Raw genomic sequence first — 17,542 nt, 5'->3', positions numbered from 1 at the left:
AGGTTCAATTTACTTCGTTGGAGTTGGCTCTGGTGCGGGCCTGCTTACTGGGGCCGTAATTGACTGCTCACTACCCGGTCTAGGATGATGAGAGTAATCTTCTCCGGCTCTAGGCCCTGTTCCAGGGGATCGCATCGAATCGGATACCTGACGCGGCATTCTTTGCATGTCACGATCTGATTCTCGAGTCGGTATTGAATCAGCTAAGTTTTGCCCCGTCGACACAGCTGTGATGACTGCGTCGTTTGCAGCATCACTCGATGGAGATGCAATAGCCGAACGAGATGAAGCACTTGCAGTAAGCTCGGCAACAGCTGGACTATCCTGCTCCAGTACCGCTATATGTTGCTCGTTGCTTGGTTCCGTATCAGATCCAGCGTTAGATATTGTCGCTGTACTCTCGCCAGAAAGATTCTGATAACCCAATGAAGCGACGATAGCCAAACTGACTAAACCTAAAGTGAGGGTCGTTTTATTCATTCTTATTTTCCTTATCCGATAAGCTGACCAACCCCGACCACTTTCTGAGGTTTCCACGATTAATGAGAATACTTAATTAACCTCAAGCATAAGGCTAAGCCAGTAAAAACACAACGAAAGTATACAATATTCAAAGAGCTGTTAAGCTTCAATGCCATCGCATTCCAACGCGATCAATTTATGGGTGACAGGATCGGTAAATTTAAGACGCCTAGCCAGTAGCTTAAGGGGCTTACTATAGTCATCTTGAGCTTTATCTTGCAGCTGCGGATAACATCTATCATTTAATATCGACATGCCTAAACTTTGCATATGCACCCTAAGCTGATGAGTTCGCCCAGTGATCGGCGATAGATTAAATACACCCACCTCACCTCTCACTTCGATAAGAGAGATCTCTGAATGGGTATTGGCCTCACCTTCTGCCACTCGCATAGTAAATGTTGGATCTCCTTTTACCATGCGATTTTTTACAGTCCAGTGAATAGGCAGAGTTAATTCAGCCCTCTGATGTTTCGCCATCAATTCAGGCGTTAACTTGGCTAATGCTTGATATTCTTTGCGGATCTGGCCAAATTTAAATAGGTCATGATACAGCTGACGATGCTCAGGCTGAAGACAGAGCAAAACCAGCCCGGCTGTCGCCCGATCTAACCTGTGCGCAGGCACGATTGTCTCTATACCAGTCTTAATTCTAAGTCGATTAACTAAGCACTCATTGATCACATTCCCGCTTGGGTGCAGTGCAAGAAAATGAGGCTTAAATGCGACGATAATCTGATCATCACGATAGATTACCTCTTCATCGAAAGGCACTTTAGTTTCGTTCACCACCTCTCGATAATAATAGACTCGAGCTCTTGGTCTGTAAGGGGTATCAATCTCAATTAAGCTGCCATCCTGCCAATGCACTTTGCCTGCACTTATTCTGGCAAACCATACATCAGCGCCAATCTGTTCAAATCGTTCAACAAGAAAACTCAACACAGTAGGCTTGTCGGTAATATGTTCAGGCAGAACAACGTAGGAGGCTTGGCTTGCAAGAACAGAAGAGGACATGGTGATCAAATGGCTCAGAAGATAAGAAGCGTCATTTTAACAGAATTATCGAAAGGAGAGAAAGCTGGTAGAGACAAGAATGAAAACCTAATGCGGTATTCTGACACAGGTTCAGGATGACGATGCCCGCTCTAACATGGCAATGGTTAACCCGCGTGGGCTTTATGAACTCCAACACAAATTCCATGGTTTGATGACTAGCTTAGTTTGGTTAATCCGCGTGTGATTTTATAAGCTCTAACACAAATTCCATGGTCTGATGGCAATCAGGCTGGTTAATCAGAGTTAACTTATCTTTATTGTAAAGCGGGAGCACTTCAAGCCAACGCTGGCTCACCCAAGAAGCATCTTCTAGGTGGATCTTAGAGTAAAGTTCAAACAGATTAGGATTGACCTCGAAAAACTGCTCTAACGCCGCGCTTATCAATTCGAACTCCCCCCTTATCGGCTCTTCATGCCAATTACTTGAAGGGATCGTTCTCGCCATCCAGATCCCATTTCTCTGGCGGGCGGCAGATAAAATCTTCACCCTCTGTTTGCCCTCAAGCACAATACTCAGACTGGTGTCGTTTAGTTGATTAAAATCGATGATCTCACATTGAGTGACACTCGGATAACAAGGAGGTGTACCGTTGGCTTTCAACATACCAAAGGCTAATGGATATTTGCCTTTGCATACATCTGCAATCATCCTTAGATGATGTGGAGTGATAATATTTAGCTCAAGTCTTCCATCGGGCAGCAACAATGCATCCCGTGTAATTAACGCCATCTCCTGTGTTTTCATAGTAACCTCCTCCCCTTGGGGTAGGTAACCAACAGAAAGTGCTAGCTTTAACCAATTAAGTGAAACATAAAACCAACAAATTTAAAGTGTAGCAGTTTAATTATTATCTGCAGCAACCATGTGTTCTAAACAGTATAAACAGCACTAAAGGCTGAGAACCTCTGACTTAAACCCAAACTACCTGAGAATGTACTTCCAAGAAGAGCGGTTATTAATTAGACAGGTTACGTCAGCTTTTTGTTGCAATGATGACCACGAATTTTAAAAAGCTTCGAGGTGATCCATCACATTGCCTTTTGCTACGACATTATTTAATTCATCACCAAGACGGTGACTCATAGCAAGCGCCTGCTGCCAATACTTTATCCTTTCCTCACTGCTGAGATACTTAAAATCGCTTCGGTCTGGCAATTTCCCCAATGGTAAAGAAGCAAGAAATTCTGCTGTTGGGGCTAAGATGAGCGCATTATGATAGTGATCACTCGCTTTGCGCCAAGGCAAGGCTTTGTCGAACCAACCTGGAGTCATATGAGGGTAGAAATGAGGATAAAGGGTCAAACCTTTGGCATGGGATAAAGGCAGATCAAAATGATAATCTGTGATCCCGCCATCATAGTAATGCCCTTTAGGTGCGCCATCAATGTGAGTCACAGGGGCTAGTACCCAAGGGATCGAACCTGTCGCTAACAACACTTGTTCAAGGTTACTTCTGGTCAGATTAATGATGTGACTGGGTAGATCTTCAAATTGATTAAAAGGGGATTGCGCATCTCCAGCGCTGAAAACCATACGCTCAAAATGTAAACCTAAACTGCGTCGACTAATTAGGTTACTCGCCGCCGTGGCCGCTAAGCCTAAACCCAACGGAAGCCGGCCCGAAATACGATTTAAGTGTCGTCCCCGACACGCTAACAGATGAGTCTTTATCACTGAGTTCGACACTAACTCCTCTGCACCGCTCTGGCCCAGCACTCCTGAAATAATGCCTTTAACTTGAGTAGATACTTGAATTGGCGTCGGTTTAGTCTCGTATTTTTGACCGATATACAGCGCTTCTAAACGTGAATATGCGTTAAGCGGATCGGCTTGGCCAAAACACGCTAAACGCCAAGCACCAGACGAGGCCCCTAAAGTATGAAGCGGCGCCGTTCTTCCTTTAAAAAACTCGCCAAACAGATACCTATCCAATCCAGCAATGCCTATCCATTTAGGCCCACCAGAAGCGGCCAATAACTGAGTAAACAATTCAGGCTTAAGACCATTCTCGGCAATGTTTTTAAACGCGGTTGGACCAGCGAGGAAACGTAGTGCAGGCAAGACAAGTATTCCTATTGAGATGAATGAGATCGCAATATAGCAAATCAGTACTTTAATTCATATTTACGGCAAACAGAGACAAGGTTAAACTCGACCTATATATCTCACTCCATATTAAGCCCACTATGATCGTCGATACCTTAAGTAATGCAAAATTATACTCTCACCTAAGCCCTAAACTCACCCAAGCGTTAGTCCACCTCGCCAAGACAGACTTTACCAAGCTTGAAGTGGGCAATTATGAGCTCGATGGCAAAGATATTTTTGTAATCGTCAACGATTACCAGACGAAGCCAAAAGAGAGTGAACCTTTTGAAGTCCACCAGCAATATATCGACGTCCAATATGTTGTCAGTGGTGAAGAGGAATTTGGTTATCTGCCACTTGCAGAACAGACACCGTCACGCCCCTACTTTGCCGAGCATGATTATGCTGAATTCGATTACGAGAGCAACAAGTCAGATGCCGCCTTCATCCCTTTTAAAGCAGGGATGTTTGCTATTTTCTTTCCTGAAGACATGCATATGCCGGGAGTCAGTGCTCATTCAACACCAGTGCGTAAAGTGGTCATCAAGGTGAAAATATAACGGATTACCTCGCTAAATAACGGAGTTAACTAAAATATGAACAGATCAATATTCGTTGCAGTGATACTCAGCAACTTGCTTTCAATAAGCTCGACTCAGGCTGCTATCTCCCCCGCTACACTCGAAGAGATTAAAGCCGTTGAGTTTAATGGCGACAACATTATCACTGCAGGCTTACCCAGTGACGTTGAATTCGCTAAGCTACAGCAAGCTGGTGTCGATCTGGTCATCAACCTAATTCCGGCAGGCAACCCCAGTGGTCATCAAGATGAGGCAAGTTTAGTCACAGGTGCGAACATGGAATATGTTCACATTGGCGTCGATTGGAACAAGCCTACACGCGAAGATGTAGAGCAATTTTTTAAGATAATGGATGCCAATCAAGGTAAAGATATCCTTATCCATTGCGCTGCAAACTATCGTGCTTCCGCCTTCTATACCCAAGCTACCTCAAGATGCTCGTTTCAGAGCTCCCGTAGGATAGCTGAACAAGGCAGTGATTGAGGATAATGGTTATTCCCTTATTGATATCACTAACACAGTGCAGATATTCTACGGGAACTCCCGAAGGGCACGGCGTGAAGCAACGTGTTTCTTCGTTATGAAAAAGTGAATTAGAATAACTAGTCCAACTATTTCATGCCTTGAACTCCGTCACTTCTCGACATGCTGAATCCTGCATTTTGAAGTGGTTTGGGTATATATCTATACCAACTCAAATCAGGTGTAAAAGATGGCGAAGCAATACAACAGTCCACATTGCGTCCTTGGGGCGATCTTTCATCCAGCTTCACTGAGTATCCTCAGTGGCAGAAACTGATCGAAGAGGTTAAAGAAACCCTGTAGAAACTCGTAAAAACCGAAATCTAAATCCAAGCACTCACTCCCAGTCTTGGGTTTAGAACAAATTTAATACAAAAGTACTCCTAGTTAATTGATATATGGATCCATATCGTCTCTAATATAGAGCTATTCCAACGGAAGGAAATATAATGACTGAGCACAGCACAGATCTATCCACTAAACAGCACTCCTTTAACTTTCACGGTAACGCCAGTGAGTTTTTCGGCATCTGGATCGTTAATATCTTACTGACCATCGTCACCTTCGGCATCTATTCAGCCTGGGCAAAAGTAAGAACCAACACCTATTTCTACGGTAATACTGAGTTAGATGGCGACCGCTTTGAGTATCTTGCTAAACCTATGCAGATATTAATCGGACGTATCATTGCCGTAGTCGCATTGATCGCCTGGACTATTTTATCGGGAATTAACCCTATTGCAGCCATTGTATGTGGTCTGCTACTCGCTTTAGCGCTTCCCTATCTATCAGTCAGAAACATGCGTTTCGACGCTAGAATCACACGCTACAGAAATGTACGATTTAATTTTGAGGGCAGCTACTCCAACGCCTACCTCAACATATTAGTCAAACCTCTAGCAGCTTATGCACTCATCATTGCCTCCTCATTTGGATTTAGTGCTCTGCTCATGGAAAGTCATCCTGTTGTCGCCATTATTGGCGGAATACTGCTATTTACCTTAACAGCAGTTTTCGGTTATGCCTGGGTCATGGTCGGTATGGCGAGTTATGTGGTTAACGGCTATCGATATGGCGGCAAACCCTTTAGTGCAGAGCTAAATATGGTTGAATACGCAAAAATTGCAGCCTTGGGTGGTGCACTATTTCTTGGCTCATTTATCCTAGGTTTCCTCCTGATCATTGGTCTGGGGATGTTCGATGTTCTCCAAGCCCTTTTCACTGGTGACGTTATCGATCCCGAAACACAGATGACATCGGTTTTCGCTCTCTTAGCTGGCTATCTATACATGTTCTTTATTGGCTTTGTTATCGCTGCTTTTGTCAAAACCAGAATTCGTAACTATTTGTTTAGTAAAACTCAGATCGATAACACGCTGCAACTGGTATCGAACATGACATTAGGTGGCTATCTCGCACTGATCATCACTAACCTACTGCTTACGATTTTCACCTTAGGATTAGGGCGCGCTTGGGCAGACATAAGACACGCCCAATATATGGCAAGCGCTACCCAACTGGATGGCGATCTCGCCTTAATGGCTGTACAAGATCATAATCTTGAAGCCTGTAATGCGATTGCCGATGAGATGGTTGATGCCTTCGACATCAACCTCAATATCGTCTAACTTCCCACGATGACCGAAACTGTAAAGGGGCACCTAATAGCGCCCCAAAATTCAACAAAACACGCTGCTGAGCTAACACTCGGCAGCAATGGCTTTATTATTCTTAAAAGTGAAGCACACCAATATCAATGCCAGCTAGATGCAGTTACCCTGTCGGATGCTCTTGGCTCTATGCCAAGAAATATGACCTTCGCAAGTGGTTGGGTCTTTATCAGTAGTGATGGTAATAAACTCAATACTTGGATAAATCGACACAGTAAAACGCCACTTTTAGTCAGGCTTGAACGTAATCTGCTACTCATCTGCCTTGCCACTGTGGTCACCGCGCTTACCGCATATGGACTCTATGTTTACGCTGTCCCTAAAGCCGCTAAATGGGTTGCCAGTCACCTTCCTGTTGAACTCTCTAGGGAGTTAGGTGAACAAGGGCTCACTATGCTCGATGAGATGGGTTTTGAGGCATCCAAACTAGAACAAAAGGAGCAAGATAAATTGCAATTGAGGTTTGACGATCTAATCAACAAACTCAAAGAGCAAGGAGTCGAGTTCACACATCCCCCAAAAATGACACTTAGATTCGCTAGCGATGGCGCGAATGCTTTTGCACTAGCTGACGGAACGGTTGTATTAACCGATGCGATGGTAAAGCTAGCAAACGAGAAACTCCAACTAGAGGGCGTCATACTCCACGAACTAGGACATGTTCACAAAGAGCATGTGATGACCAACCTAGTGCAGACAGCCATACTCTCTATTACCGCAGCAATGGTCGTGGGCGACAGTAGTGGTATATCCGACACCCTTACCAGTATCGCCGTCATTGGTGGTGGCTTAACCTACTCAAGAATACATGAAAGTGAAGCCGATGATTTTGCCGCACAGCAACTCTATTCATGGCATCAGAGTACAGAGCCATTGGCGACTCTATTTGAAAAATTACATAAACAGCAACCCGTCGATCTTCCCGGCTGGGCCAGTACTCATCCAGCACTGGATGACAGAATCGAAACCTTGAGACATTACCAACCGCCCCCTCAACCAACTGCTCATTAAACTTAGCGGGCATAGTTATTCCTATGCCCCTACTTATACCAATCAGTATAAGAAGTTGATCTACTCAGAGTGTCTTTTGGCAAACTAATTCAAGGCGAATGGATGACATAATGGTTGTTCCCTTATGAGTTCATTCAACGCAGAAGTAGGCAGCCAAAAACACTCCTTACAGGCGAGTTTTAGCGGTTCTGATCCTGTGACTCTTAAGAAACAAAAGGGAGCTTAACCCTAGTTTCACTATGCTCTTCACTCGTTGCAAGCCACATGGTCTAGTATGTTCCCGACATACTTAAGACATTTCCTCCATCCCTGGAGGTTAGATGTGGTGAATGTCATTAATGCACGACTATATGGATATAGGAGGTAGGGCGAAGCAGGATGCTAGAGCCGAGGAGCAATTAATGACCTTGCCTCAGGACCGCTAAACTCTCGCTGAGCGATCAAATCTTTATACTGATTGGTATTACTACTCCTCATCATCACGACAACACGCCTTGGTAGTGTTGTCGTCGAATGTGATCTTGATCATTCATTTAGAGCTGTTAATATAACTCAAAGTAATTACTTATTCCCTTAAGATATATAAGGGCTAATGATAATAATATGAGTCCCCTATGAGCCAAACAGCTAACTTAAGTCAGATATATCTTGATGCGAACGCCACCACACCTGTACTTCCGCAGGCTGCCCAAGCGGCTATGGATGCCATGCAAGATCTCTTCGGCAATCCAAGCAGTAGTCATATTACCGGCCTTAAAGCAAAAAACTTAATGGAGCAGACTCGTCTGCGTGCGAAGACATTATTAGGCACTGGTAGTGGCAAACTCATCTTCACCAGTGGCGCTACAGAGGGGATTCAAACCGGTATCATATCGGGTCTTATTAAGGCGAAAACTCAGATTCAAGCAGGTAAAAAATACACTCTCTTATACGGGGCAACTGAACATAAAGCCGTACCAAACTCGCTGGCCCATTGGAATGAGATCTTAGGGATCCACGCTGAGATCAAGTCCATTCCAGTCGATCATACTGGTGAATTGGATCTCGAGTTTATCAAAAATGAGGTGGGTAACGCCTTAATGATATGCACCATGGCCGTTAATAATGAAACCGGTGTGTATCAAGATCTACAACAGCTTGAGCACTGTATACGCGAGCAGAACAAAGAGGTTTTTTGGTTAGTTGACTGCGTACAAGCTCTGGGTAAGCGCCCAATAAACTTAGCCACAACCAGCATAGACTACGCCCCATTTAGCGGCCATAAGCTCTATGCCCCGAAGGGAATTGGCTTTATTTACATACGTGATAGTGCACCATTTACCCCCTTTATTGCGGGTGGCGGGCAAGAGAGCGGACTGCGTTCGGGCACTGAGAACCTCCCCGGTTTAGCAGCGCTGAATGTGATATTTGAGATGCTGCTCGACAAAGATAACAGCAGTTTTTACGATGTAGACACCCTCACAGATTACCGTCGTCAATTGAGTCATAGTCTGTCACAAGCATTTCCCGATATTGTATTTAATCACAAGTTTAAAAATAGTGTCCCCACCACACTCAACTTCGCCGTCCCAGGCTTTAGCAGCAAAGAGTTGATGGATCTGTTTGATGCGGCCAATATCCGTGTTAGCTCAGGTTCCGCCTGTAGTTCCAAGGTGACACGAAGCTTTGTACTCGATGCTATGGGTCTGCCCGCATGGCAAAGTGAATCCGCGATTCGCCTCTCATTTGGACCTGCGATGACCCAAGCTGAAATTGATACAGCTTGCTTGAGGATCCGCTCAGCAGCAAAGGCATTGACCAATAGCTGCCTAATGTTAGATGACTCTCAAGTTCTGCAAGATAGAGCCCCTTTAGATGGATTAGTTCAATTGAGATCCGGTTCTAGCTGCACTTGGATCTATGCCGATCTAAAGAGCAAGCAAGCCCTAGTCATTGATCCTCTTCCTGAGCTTGAGAAGCGTATCGATACTTTGCTCCAATGCCAACAGCTCACCCCTATTGCGATTTTAGATACCCATGGCCATGCCGATCATATTTCTGGGCGTGTCGGATTAGCACAAAAATACCTCGCGACTCAGAAAACAGATGAGTTAGGCTGGCCTACTGAAACAGATATTCTGACCCTCGCCGATGAAACATATCATTCACTGGCACTCGGGGAACTGACCTTAATAAAGCTCCCCACTCCGGGACATACCGATGACAGTATCAGCTTATTGCTGACCTCAGATCCCCACAAACTCACCACCCATACACGCTATGCTTTCTGTGGCGATACGGTTCTAATGGGCACACTAGGAAGAACTAATTTCGCCACCAGCAGCGCTTTTCTGATGTACCACAGCCTGAAACAGATAAACCGCCTCATAGGACAACAGACACTAATATGCGCCAGTCACGACTACAATAATGAATTTACTACCAGCTTGTCCGCCGAAGTGATACGTAATCCTCTGTTACAAGCCGTACTATCTGGTGTGCTCAGCGAATCACAATTTGCAGCGAGAAAAGCCGATTTAGACGCGAACTTGAATGATGAAGTGGGCAGCGAAATTCTATGTGGTGCTTATAACACCGACTGTGATAAAGCCCAAATTAAGGAATACAACAGCGCAGGACTCAAGCTGCGACTGTCGACATCTACAAACGTGAAAATTCTCGATATTCGCGAACCTCATGAGTATGCCCTGCAACATAATTTAGACACCACCAGCGAGCCAAGTGATATCGATAATGTCCTCAATACTGGGATCAATATTCCGATGACACGCTTAGTGCAATTTATTCAAGAGCATCAAAGTGATAAAGAATCTGAATGGGTACTTGTTTGCCGAAGTGGCAGCCGCTCTATGGTTGCAGCCCAAGCGATGCACCGCCTTGGATTTGCCAACGTGGCTCACCTCAAAGGCGGCTATGCATTAAGCAGTTAATACAGACAGCCTCATGTAATTAATAGACAAGCCTAGGGCTTGTCTTGTTCATGTTTGGAAGGTGGATTACTGCGCATGCTTTAATCTGATGCTTTTTCTAAAACCGCTTGGTGTGCTGCCTTTAATTGAGAGGAACTGACGGTTAAAATTTGAGATATTATTGAAGCCACATTGATCGCTGATAACCGAAATAGGATGGTTAGAGTTAATGAGTAACTTACAGGCTTTGCCTACTCTTAGTTGATTAATAAATACTGTCAACGTGCGTTCAGTACGTTTCTTAAAGAAACGGTGAAAATGGTTGGTGCTCATATGCGCAATAGCCGCTAACTCATCGGCATAAAGTGATCGGTCAAAATTGCCATAGATGAACTCAATCACCCTATCTAGCTTGTCTACCCCTGAGTCCGTTTTATCACTATAAGTAAAAAAGCGACTAGATAGCAGAATAGACAGTTGATCTTGAAGCATGACATTCAGCAAGTTCATCAACAAAATATAGCGACTAAAAGGATCGGCGATCTCCATCTGCTGAAACAGAACAATGGCTTTTTTCGTACACTCTGAACTGTAAAGGATCCCCCTTGAAGATCGCTGTAACATATCTTCTACACCCTGCATCTCCGGATGTTCAGTAACCAATTCATCGAGCCAGGCTTTTGGGATCTGAGCAACATAGACCACTTGCGACGATTCATCTTCATTGATAGCAGAATGCCAAGTGTGGGGCATATACGGGCCGACAAAGACCAGATCAGGCTTAGAATACTCCTCAATATGATCGCCAATATACCTCAGTCCTTTGCTATTTAAGGTCAAACAGATTTCGTATTCAGGATGGTAATGCCAACTAAAATCTATGTTTGGCCGTTGGTACTTAACAAAGCGCCATGAGCTGTTACTCGAGGGGATCACTTTCTCGCACATAGGTTTCATTTAAATAAGTCCGTTTATTTATTACTGCGAAATTCCATTAGAGTCTATCTGGCTTATGATCAAAGTGTATTAGACCTATTTCTCATATATCCTTTTGATATATTTATATACATTTAACGCTTATAAAACAAAGATTAACTTATTCATTGAAATACTTTTCAGCCACCGTTTTACTATAACCTTGTGCCTGTTCGATCAAGTTTGGATCTAACATTTGATGCACCATAACCAATGACTCATCTCGATAATCCATGCCAGCTAATAAGGCATACCAAGATGGCCTAAAATACGCCATGTCTCTCTCATTACAATGCAGAAACTCATCAAAATCTTCGCCACTTTTCCATTTAGCTAACAGAGCAGATAAACGCAGTGAGATACTTTCCTCCGAGGTTGCCTTGCGCCAGTAATCACTATCCCGTCGCTTACTCGTGACATAATGACCATGAACATACTCTTTCACCCCTAACATTAATCGAGTCATTTCAGTGTTGAACTTATCTCTACACTGCTCGTTTGGCGTTTCTACCTCCATTAACAGTTGAATGAAATACTCAATGCTCCACTGGGTAATCATCAAGGCCGTCGCCTCTAACGGTTCGATAAATCCGTGTGACAAGCCAATTGCCACCACATTCCGGCTCCAAGGCTTACTGCGCATGCCAACCTTCATGTTAATGTGTCTGAAATTGACGGTACTAGCATCAAGATTCAGTTCTGCTGCTAACTCGTCCTCAGCTTGTTCTTTAGAGAGATATTGACTGCTGTAGACATAGCCATTACCGGTACGTGAAGTTAATGGGATCCTCCACATCCACCCAGCTGACATCGCTTTAGACTGCGTGTAAGTCGCCAGTTTTTCTCTCGTCTCTCTTGGTGTGCTCACCGTCACTGCCGCATCGTTAAGTAACTCATCACCAAATGGCTCAAAAGGAACCTGCAATGTCTTACCGATCAACAGGGCATTAAAACCACTGGCATCGATAAAATGGTCTCCCTGAATCTCACCGCCATCATCTAATACTAAAGAGATGACATCGCCGCCATCATCCTGATTAACATCAATCACATCCGCACTAATATGCTTAACCCCACGAGAGCAGGATAGATCACTGAGCACTCCAGCAAGCTTTGCTGCATCAAAATGATAGCCATACTCGGCCTGAGCTGGCAGTGTTTTATCAGCTATTGGAGAGAGATGCTGTTGGGCTAAATGGCCTGAAATAAAGAAATTATCGCCATTAATATGTGGCCCAATACCACGTCTACGCGCATTGGCACAATTAAAGAAGACCTCAGCCGGTTTAACGTCCAAAGAGAAATAGAAAGGATGAAAATAGCGGTTTTTATCCCCGTTCCAATTATCGAAGTAGATACCGTTCTTATAACTGGCATCGCATCTCGACATCCAGTCAGACTCCTGAAAACCCAGCGAGTGCATAAAGTGTTTAAGGTATGGCGTTGAACCTTCACCAACTCCTATGGTGCCAATCCGACTAGATTCAATCAATGTGATTTCAAACTGATCCACACTTAGCTTGTTACTCAGTGCTGCTGCCGCCATCCAGCCAGAAGTACCACCACCCACGATGACGATTCGGTTAATTTTTTTCATCCAATCCCCTTAACGAACAAAAGGAAAGCCTGTAAACAGACTTTCCTTTTTTTAATACGACAAGCTCTTAGAACTGATAGCTTGCGCTCAAGTAGTAACGTGAACCGAACTCAATGGTGTTTTGAGTCAAATCAAATTCGGTATCTTGTGACTGAATAACCTCATTGGTCAGGTTAACCCCTTCAAGGGTCAAGTTAAGGTTCTCCATCGCATGCCAAGTAATAGACGCATCCCATTGACTATAAGCATCGTTCAACACTGCTTGAGTGGCACCAACACCAACCCACTCAGTACGCCAGTTATAAGCAATACGTGTGGTGATATAGTCATTCTCAAAGAAAACGGAGCCATTGAAAGAGTTCTCTGATACACCAGGAACCATCTCTTTTTCACCATCTGGACGAGTAGTTTCACTGTCGACATAGGTGTAGTTACTCAAGACGCCAAATCCTGAATCCCAACTGTGCTGTAGTTGAAACTCAATACCCTGTACAGATCCGGTGCCGCCATTGCGAGGACGAGTAACTCGACATTCACTCCAATCCGCCTCTGTTGGACCACATTTCTCAACAAATTCGACGCTTTCTGTATTAAAGACAACGTTGTCAATTTCTTTAACAAAAATAGCAGAAGAGAGCAGAGAAGAAGACGAGAAGTACCATTCGATACCTAAGTCTGCTTGGTTAGACTTGTAAGGTTGTAGATCTGGATTACCACCGTTTGCGCTGCCGATATTAGCCGCAATATTCAAACCTGGTTTTAAATCACTGTAGTTGTTACGCGCCATCACTTGAGATGCCGCACCACGTACAATTAGATCATCCGTCAGGTTATACGCAATGTTCAGACTCGGCAGCCAGTTATCGTAATCGATGCTTTCTTCGAATACCTTACCATCAGCAAAGCCTGTCGACTTTTGCTCAGTAGTCACATAACGAACACCAAAGTTACCGCGGTAATCATCACCGGAGAAATCAACCTGTGCATACAGGGCTAACATTTTCTCATCGACAGAAAAAGTATTCCCTTGGTTTACGACCTCTTCAAGCTCGCCATTTTGATACTTTTCACTAATAAAATCCCACCACTTATTTTCATCTAAATAAGCATATGAGTTAAGTGTGTTACCAGGAGATTGAGAGTGTAAATCATTAAGCACGCCGCCAGTCCAGTTAGACAGATTGCCGTCAGGCACAAAGCCTAAGATCTCACTTGGGTTACGGTTGTAAGCTTGACGAGAAAAATCACTGGAATTGTATTTAATGCCTGAAGCAATATTGTCGATATAGTCGTTATCTAACTCAAAAACAGCATCAAACTGAGCATAAGCAATATCATGCTCCTGAACTGAAGTTTCATAGTTAGCTTCTTGAGCATGCTTAAACTGCGATGCATCGGTTGCATCCAGTGATGTCAGCTCAACTTGATATGGACCTGTTGCATCATAGCTAAAGCCACCATCAACACTGCCTTGCCCATCAGGAAACGCTGGATCACCAATCTTCCCGCCTTCATCTGTGGCTGGGATCCACCATGACGAGGAACCGCCTTGTGTTCCGCCTTCTGAAGTAGACTGACCCACCACACCACTTAAGGTATAACTGTCACCCGTGTATTTACCCGTTAGGTTCAATACATCGGCTTTCATGTTTACCGCATGACGCACTACAGGGTTATAGATAATAGAAGCGTAAGCAGGTTGAATGGTGGCTGATTCAGTACCACCCTGAGCATTATTGACCACATTTGTCGCTTCAGATCCACGCGCACTGACGGTCAAAAAGTTATGGTTTACATGGGGGTTATCGAATTCGAAGTTGAAATAATCAAGTGTTAACTCAAGGTTATCTGTAGGCATAAACTGCAGTGTAACCTGAGCACTGGTTCTCTCACGCTCAGCTCTAAATGCCTGTGAACCTATGCCCCAAGCCCCCACTGCCGCGTCTTCACCTGTCGCTTCATTCTCGGCAAAGTAGGGGTAATATCCACTGAGAGATTCCAGCACCTGACGACCACTGGTCAGCTTTTCAAGAGAATATGCCGCTAAGATACCAAAGCGTTCATCTTCATCTTTCCAGCTTCCTAGAAAAGCGCCACCAGGATCATTTTCTTCATACAGTGAACTGCGTGCCACCTCTGCCGATATCATAAAAGTATTGGCGTCTAAATCCAGAGGCTTACGGGTCTGTAGATTAACCGTACCACCTAAAGCCCCCTCTTCGATGCTCGCTTCAGGTGTTTTGTATACTTCTACCGATGAGATCTGTTCTGCACCCAATAGCTCCATATTGAAAGTACGAGTTGCAGGACCTAAATCGTACCAAGAAGTATTCGCTACCGACTGACCATTAAGTAAAATACGCGACTGCTCAGGTGCGGTGCCACGGATCGTCACACCACTCACTTCACCGTATTGTCTGTCAACAGTGACACCAGAGATACGTTGCAGCGCGTCACCGACATTTTTATCGGGGAACTTACCAATATCTTCAGCCGTAATAGCATCAACAATAGAGTTGGCAAAACGCTTAGTATTAAGGGATTGCTCTAAAGAACGACGCATACCTTTAACTTCAATAACTTCAATGTTATCCGTCGCCTGTGACTCTTCAGCCAATACAGGGGTAGATGCCCCCATCAGGACACCTGCGACACAAAGTGCCAAACTCGAACGTTTGAATTGTTGTAAATTATTATTAACTTTCATGGTTAGTCCTATGTTCCCTTTAGATCTAATGTTAAAAACCATTACTAATCTATACTGCTATCCCATTGAGTTTAGGTACCTTTCAATCAAATTCTAATACTTATCTATCGTAAATTGTTATTTTTAGTCGGAATTTAAAGCAGATGTAAAACATTTGTTGATTCAAGATATTCATAAATAGTTATCTATCTCGAATGATAGATAAAAATGCAATTGAATAGAATAATATCCCAAGAGATTAGAATCGTATAACCAGAGGTGAACAACAAGGATTAGATTGTTCACACAAATATAAGACTGATTATAAAAATAATTAGCGAAATACAATTTAACTCTGATAAACACAAGGATATAACTGTGAAATTAACATCACTTACCTGCGCACTCACATTGGCGTTTGCTTCTATCTCATATGCACAAGCGAATGATAAAACCATTTACTTAACTTTCGATGACGGCCCAATGAATGCCACCCCAGCACTCATTGACACCTTAGATAACGCAGGCATTAAAGCCACTTTCTACATCAATGCTTGGCATCTGGACGGAATAGCCGATGAAAATGAAGATCTTGCACTCGCTTCATTAATTCAAGCCCTAAAAAGCGGACATGTCATCGGTAACCACAGCTACGACCATATGGTACATAACTGTGTCGATGAGTTTGGCCCAACAAGTGGCGCGGAGTGCAATGCAACTGGCGATCACCAAATTAACTCATACCAAGATCCGGTTTTCGATGCCTCCATGTTCAGTAAAAACCTGACGGTGTTGGAATCTTATATTCCCAATATTCAAAGCTACCCTAACTACAAGGCAGCCAGTTTAGCTCGACTCCCTTACACCAACGGCTGGCGTTCAAGCGGCGAGCTAAAAGGTGATGGTCTATGTGCCACCTCAGACGATTTCAAGCCTTGGGAATCTGGCTATGTATGTGATGCTAATAACCCATCAAACAGTTCAAAAGCAGGCATTGAAGTCTCCAATATTCTCGCCGACAAACAGTACCTAATTCACGGTTGGGATCTTGATTGGGCTCCAGAAAACTGGGGGATTGCATACCCTGCGAACAGCCTCACCGAAGCTGATGTCTTCTTAACCTATGTCGATTCTGCTCTGAATGCCTGTGCGCCAATCTCGATAAATCCAGTTAACTCCAAGACACAAACGTTCCCATGTGGCGACTCGCTGCACGCCGACAAAGTGATTATCTTGACCCATGACTTTTTGTTCGAAGATGCTAAGCGTGGACAAGGGGCAACCTTGAACCTGCCAAAACTTGCTAAGTTTATCGAGTTAGCACATGAAGCTGGCTACCAATTCGATACGATGGACAACTACGCACCACAATGGTTAAGCGAAAACAGCTATCAAGCGGGTGATTATGTCACCTATAACAATGCGGTATTTAAAGCAGTATCAGCGCATACATCACAAGATAACTGGGCGCCAACAGCCAATTCAAACCTTTGGTTAAAGAGCACTCCAAGCTCTGTTTGGACTGAAAATGTCAGCTATCAGGCTGGTGATTCGGTCACGTATATGGGAGTGGAATACACCATCATTACCGATCATGTTTCACAAGCACTGTGGACACCGAATGTTAGCGATACACTTTTTATCGCAAACTAATCTCCCCCTTAAAAGCTTGAACTGTTGAGCTCACTTTATATATTCATATTAAGTAAGACTTGCATAAAAGGTCAGCAGCCATACTGCTGACCTTTTTAATCTATTACCTTTTAACAAATAATTATTTTTAAAAGATGAAGATTTAAGAGAACGATGATTAATAAAATACCCATTCAGTAAAAATTAACAGAGATTGAATAGTATCAACATTTGATAGCTTAGTATCTCAACACACATTAAAGACAGGCAATATATATCCACAAATATA

General features: G+C 43.8%; 14 protein-coding genes. 7 read left to right on the top strand and 7 right to left on the bottom strand.

Going from position 1 to position 17,542, the window contains the following annotated elements:
• Nucleotides 1-9: 9 nt before the first annotated feature.
• The 4 genes from FN961_RS00345 to FN961_RS00330 form a co-directional block, all read right to left on the bottom strand.
• Entirely contained in the window at nt 10-480 is a 471-nt protein-coding gene (locus FN961_RS00345; RefSeq protein WP_143562565.1) for a hypothetical protein, read from the bottom strand.
• 141 nt (nt 481-621) lie between these two features.
• A complete protein-coding gene (locus tag FN961_RS00340; RefSeq protein ID WP_143562564.1) occupies nt 622-1,539 on the bottom strand; it encodes a pseudouridine synthase in 918 nt (305 codons plus the stop codon).
• A 211-nt stretch (nt 1,540-1,750) separates the two neighbouring features.
• Complete coding sequence (locus tag FN961_RS00335; RefSeq protein ID WP_143562563.1) at nt 1,751-2,326, bottom strand: LON peptidase substrate-binding domain-containing protein; 576 nt, start codon at nt 2,324-2,326, stop codon at nt 1,751-1,753.
• Nucleotides 2,327-2,587: 261 nt separating this feature from the next.
• Nucleotides 2,588-3,643 (bottom strand): alpha/beta hydrolase, encoded by a 1,056-nt coding sequence (locus tag FN961_RS00330; protein WP_143562562.1) that lies wholly within the window; start codon nt 3,641-3,643, stop codon nt 2,588-2,590.
• A 125-nt stretch (nt 3,644-3,768) separates the two neighbouring features.
• On the opposite strand from FN961_RS00330, the gene FN961_RS00325 reads away from it, so the two are divergent.
• From FN961_RS00325 to FN961_RS00300, 6 genes are all read left to right on the top strand, one after another.
• Complete coding sequence (locus FN961_RS00325) at nt 3,769-4,230, top strand: NanQ anomerase/TabA/YiaL family protein (protein ID WP_143562561.1); 462 nt, start codon at nt 3,769-3,771, stop codon at nt 4,228-4,230.
• Nucleotides 4,231-4,266: 36 nt separating this feature from the next.
• Complete coding sequence (locus tag FN961_RS00320) at nt 4,267-4,734, top strand: protein tyrosine phosphatase family protein (RefSeq protein WP_143562560.1); 468 nt, start codon at nt 4,267-4,269, stop codon at nt 4,732-4,734.
• A 189-nt stretch (nt 4,735-4,923) separates the two neighbouring features.
• The gene (locus tag FN961_RS25700; protein WP_185972670.1) at nt 4,924-5,076 is read left to right on the top strand and encodes a protein-tyrosine phosphatase family protein; all 153 of its coding nucleotides are present in this window, start codon (nt 4,924-4,926) and stop codon (nt 5,074-5,076) included.
• Between the two features lie 146 nt (nt 5,077-5,222).
• Nucleotides 5,223-6,401 (top strand): YjgN family protein, encoded by a 1,179-nt coding sequence (locus FN961_RS00315; protein WP_143562559.1) that lies wholly within the window; start codon nt 5,223-5,225, stop codon nt 6,399-6,401.
• A 9-nt stretch (nt 6,402-6,410) separates the two neighbouring features.
• Nucleotides 6,411-7,454, top strand: a complete 1,044-nt coding sequence (locus FN961_RS00310) for a M48 family metallopeptidase (protein ID WP_143562558.1) — start codon at nt 6,411-6,413, stop codon at nt 7,452-7,454.
• 614 nt (nt 7,455-8,068) lie between these two features.
• A complete protein-coding gene (locus tag FN961_RS00300; protein WP_143562557.1) occupies nt 8,069-10,384 on the top strand; it encodes an aminotransferase class V-fold PLP-dependent enzyme in 2,316 nt (771 codons plus the stop codon).
• A 66-nt stretch (nt 10,385-10,450) separates the two neighbouring features.
• On the opposite strand, the gene FN961_RS00295 is transcribed toward FN961_RS00300, so the two are convergent.
• From FN961_RS00295 to FN961_RS00285, 3 genes are all read right to left on the bottom strand, one after another.
• Entirely contained in the window at nt 10,451-11,320 is an 870-nt protein-coding gene (locus FN961_RS00295) for an AraC family transcriptional regulator (RefSeq protein WP_143562556.1), read from the bottom strand.
• Between the two features lie 139 nt (nt 11,321-11,459).
• Nucleotides 11,460-12,935, bottom strand: coding sequence for a tryptophan halogenase family protein (locus FN961_RS00290; protein WP_143562555.1), 1,476 nt, complete (start codon nt 12,933-12,935; stop codon nt 11,460-11,462).
• A 67-nt stretch (nt 12,936-13,002) separates the two neighbouring features.
• Entirely contained in the window at nt 13,003-15,642 is a 2,640-nt protein-coding gene (locus tag FN961_RS00285) for a TonB-dependent receptor (protein WP_143562554.1), read from the bottom strand.
• A gap of 357 nt (nt 15,643-15,999) precedes the next feature.
• On the opposite strand from FN961_RS00285, the gene FN961_RS00280 reads away from it, so the two are divergent.
• Nucleotides 16,000-17,274, top strand: coding sequence for a polysaccharide deacetylase family protein (locus FN961_RS00280; RefSeq protein WP_143562553.1), 1,275 nt, complete (start codon nt 16,000-16,002; stop codon nt 17,272-17,274).
• Nucleotides 17,275-17,542 lie beyond the last annotated feature (268 nt).

The sequence above is a fragment of the Shewanella hanedai genome, from assembly GCF_007197645.1.
Taxonomy (GTDB): domain Bacteria; phylum Pseudomonadota; class Gammaproteobacteria; order Enterobacterales; family Shewanellaceae; genus Shewanella; species Shewanella hanedai.
This window is presented reverse-complemented; position numbering and strand designations above follow the sequence as displayed.

Excerpts from the sequence above, each read along its gene's own strand:
- FN961_RS00345 (WP_143562565.1), bottom strand. The coding sequence starts at position 480 with ATGAATAAAACGACCCTCACTTTAGGTTTAGTCAGTTTGGCTATCGTC.
- FN961_RS00340 (WP_143562564.1), bottom strand. The coding sequence starts at position 1,539 with ATGTCCTCTTCTGTTCTTGCAAGCCAAGCCTCCTACGTTGTTCTGCCT.
- FN961_RS00335 (WP_143562563.1), bottom strand. The coding sequence starts at position 2,326 with ATGAAAACACAGGAGATGGCGTTAATTACACGGGATGCATTGTTGCTG.
- FN961_RS00325 (WP_143562561.1), top strand. The coding sequence starts at position 3,769 with ATGATCGTCGATACCTTAAGTAATGCAAAATTATACTCTCACCTAAGC.
- FN961_RS00320 (WP_143562560.1), top strand. The coding sequence starts at position 4,267 with ATGAACAGATCAATATTCGTTGCAGTGATACTCAGCAACTTGCTTTCA.
- FN961_RS00315 (WP_143562559.1), top strand. The coding sequence starts at position 5,223 with ATGACTGAGCACAGCACAGATCTATCCACTAAACAGCACTCCTTTAAC.
- FN961_RS00310 (WP_143562558.1), top strand. The coding sequence starts at position 6,411 with ATGACCGAAACTGTAAAGGGGCACCTAATAGCGCCCCAAAATTCAACA.
- FN961_RS00300 (WP_143562557.1), top strand. The coding sequence starts at position 8,069 with ATGAGCCAAACAGCTAACTTAAGTCAGATATATCTTGATGCGAACGCC.
- FN961_RS00295 (WP_143562556.1), bottom strand. The coding sequence starts at position 11,320 with ATGAAACCTATGTGCGAGAAAGTGATCCCCTCGAGTAACAGCTCATGG.
- FN961_RS00290 (WP_143562555.1), bottom strand. The coding sequence starts at position 12,935 with ATGAAAAAAATTAACCGAATCGTCATCGTGGGTGGTGGTACTTCTGGC.
- FN961_RS00285 (WP_143562554.1), bottom strand. The coding sequence starts at position 15,642 with ATGAAAGTTAATAATAATTTACAACAATTCAAACGTTCGAGTTTGGCA.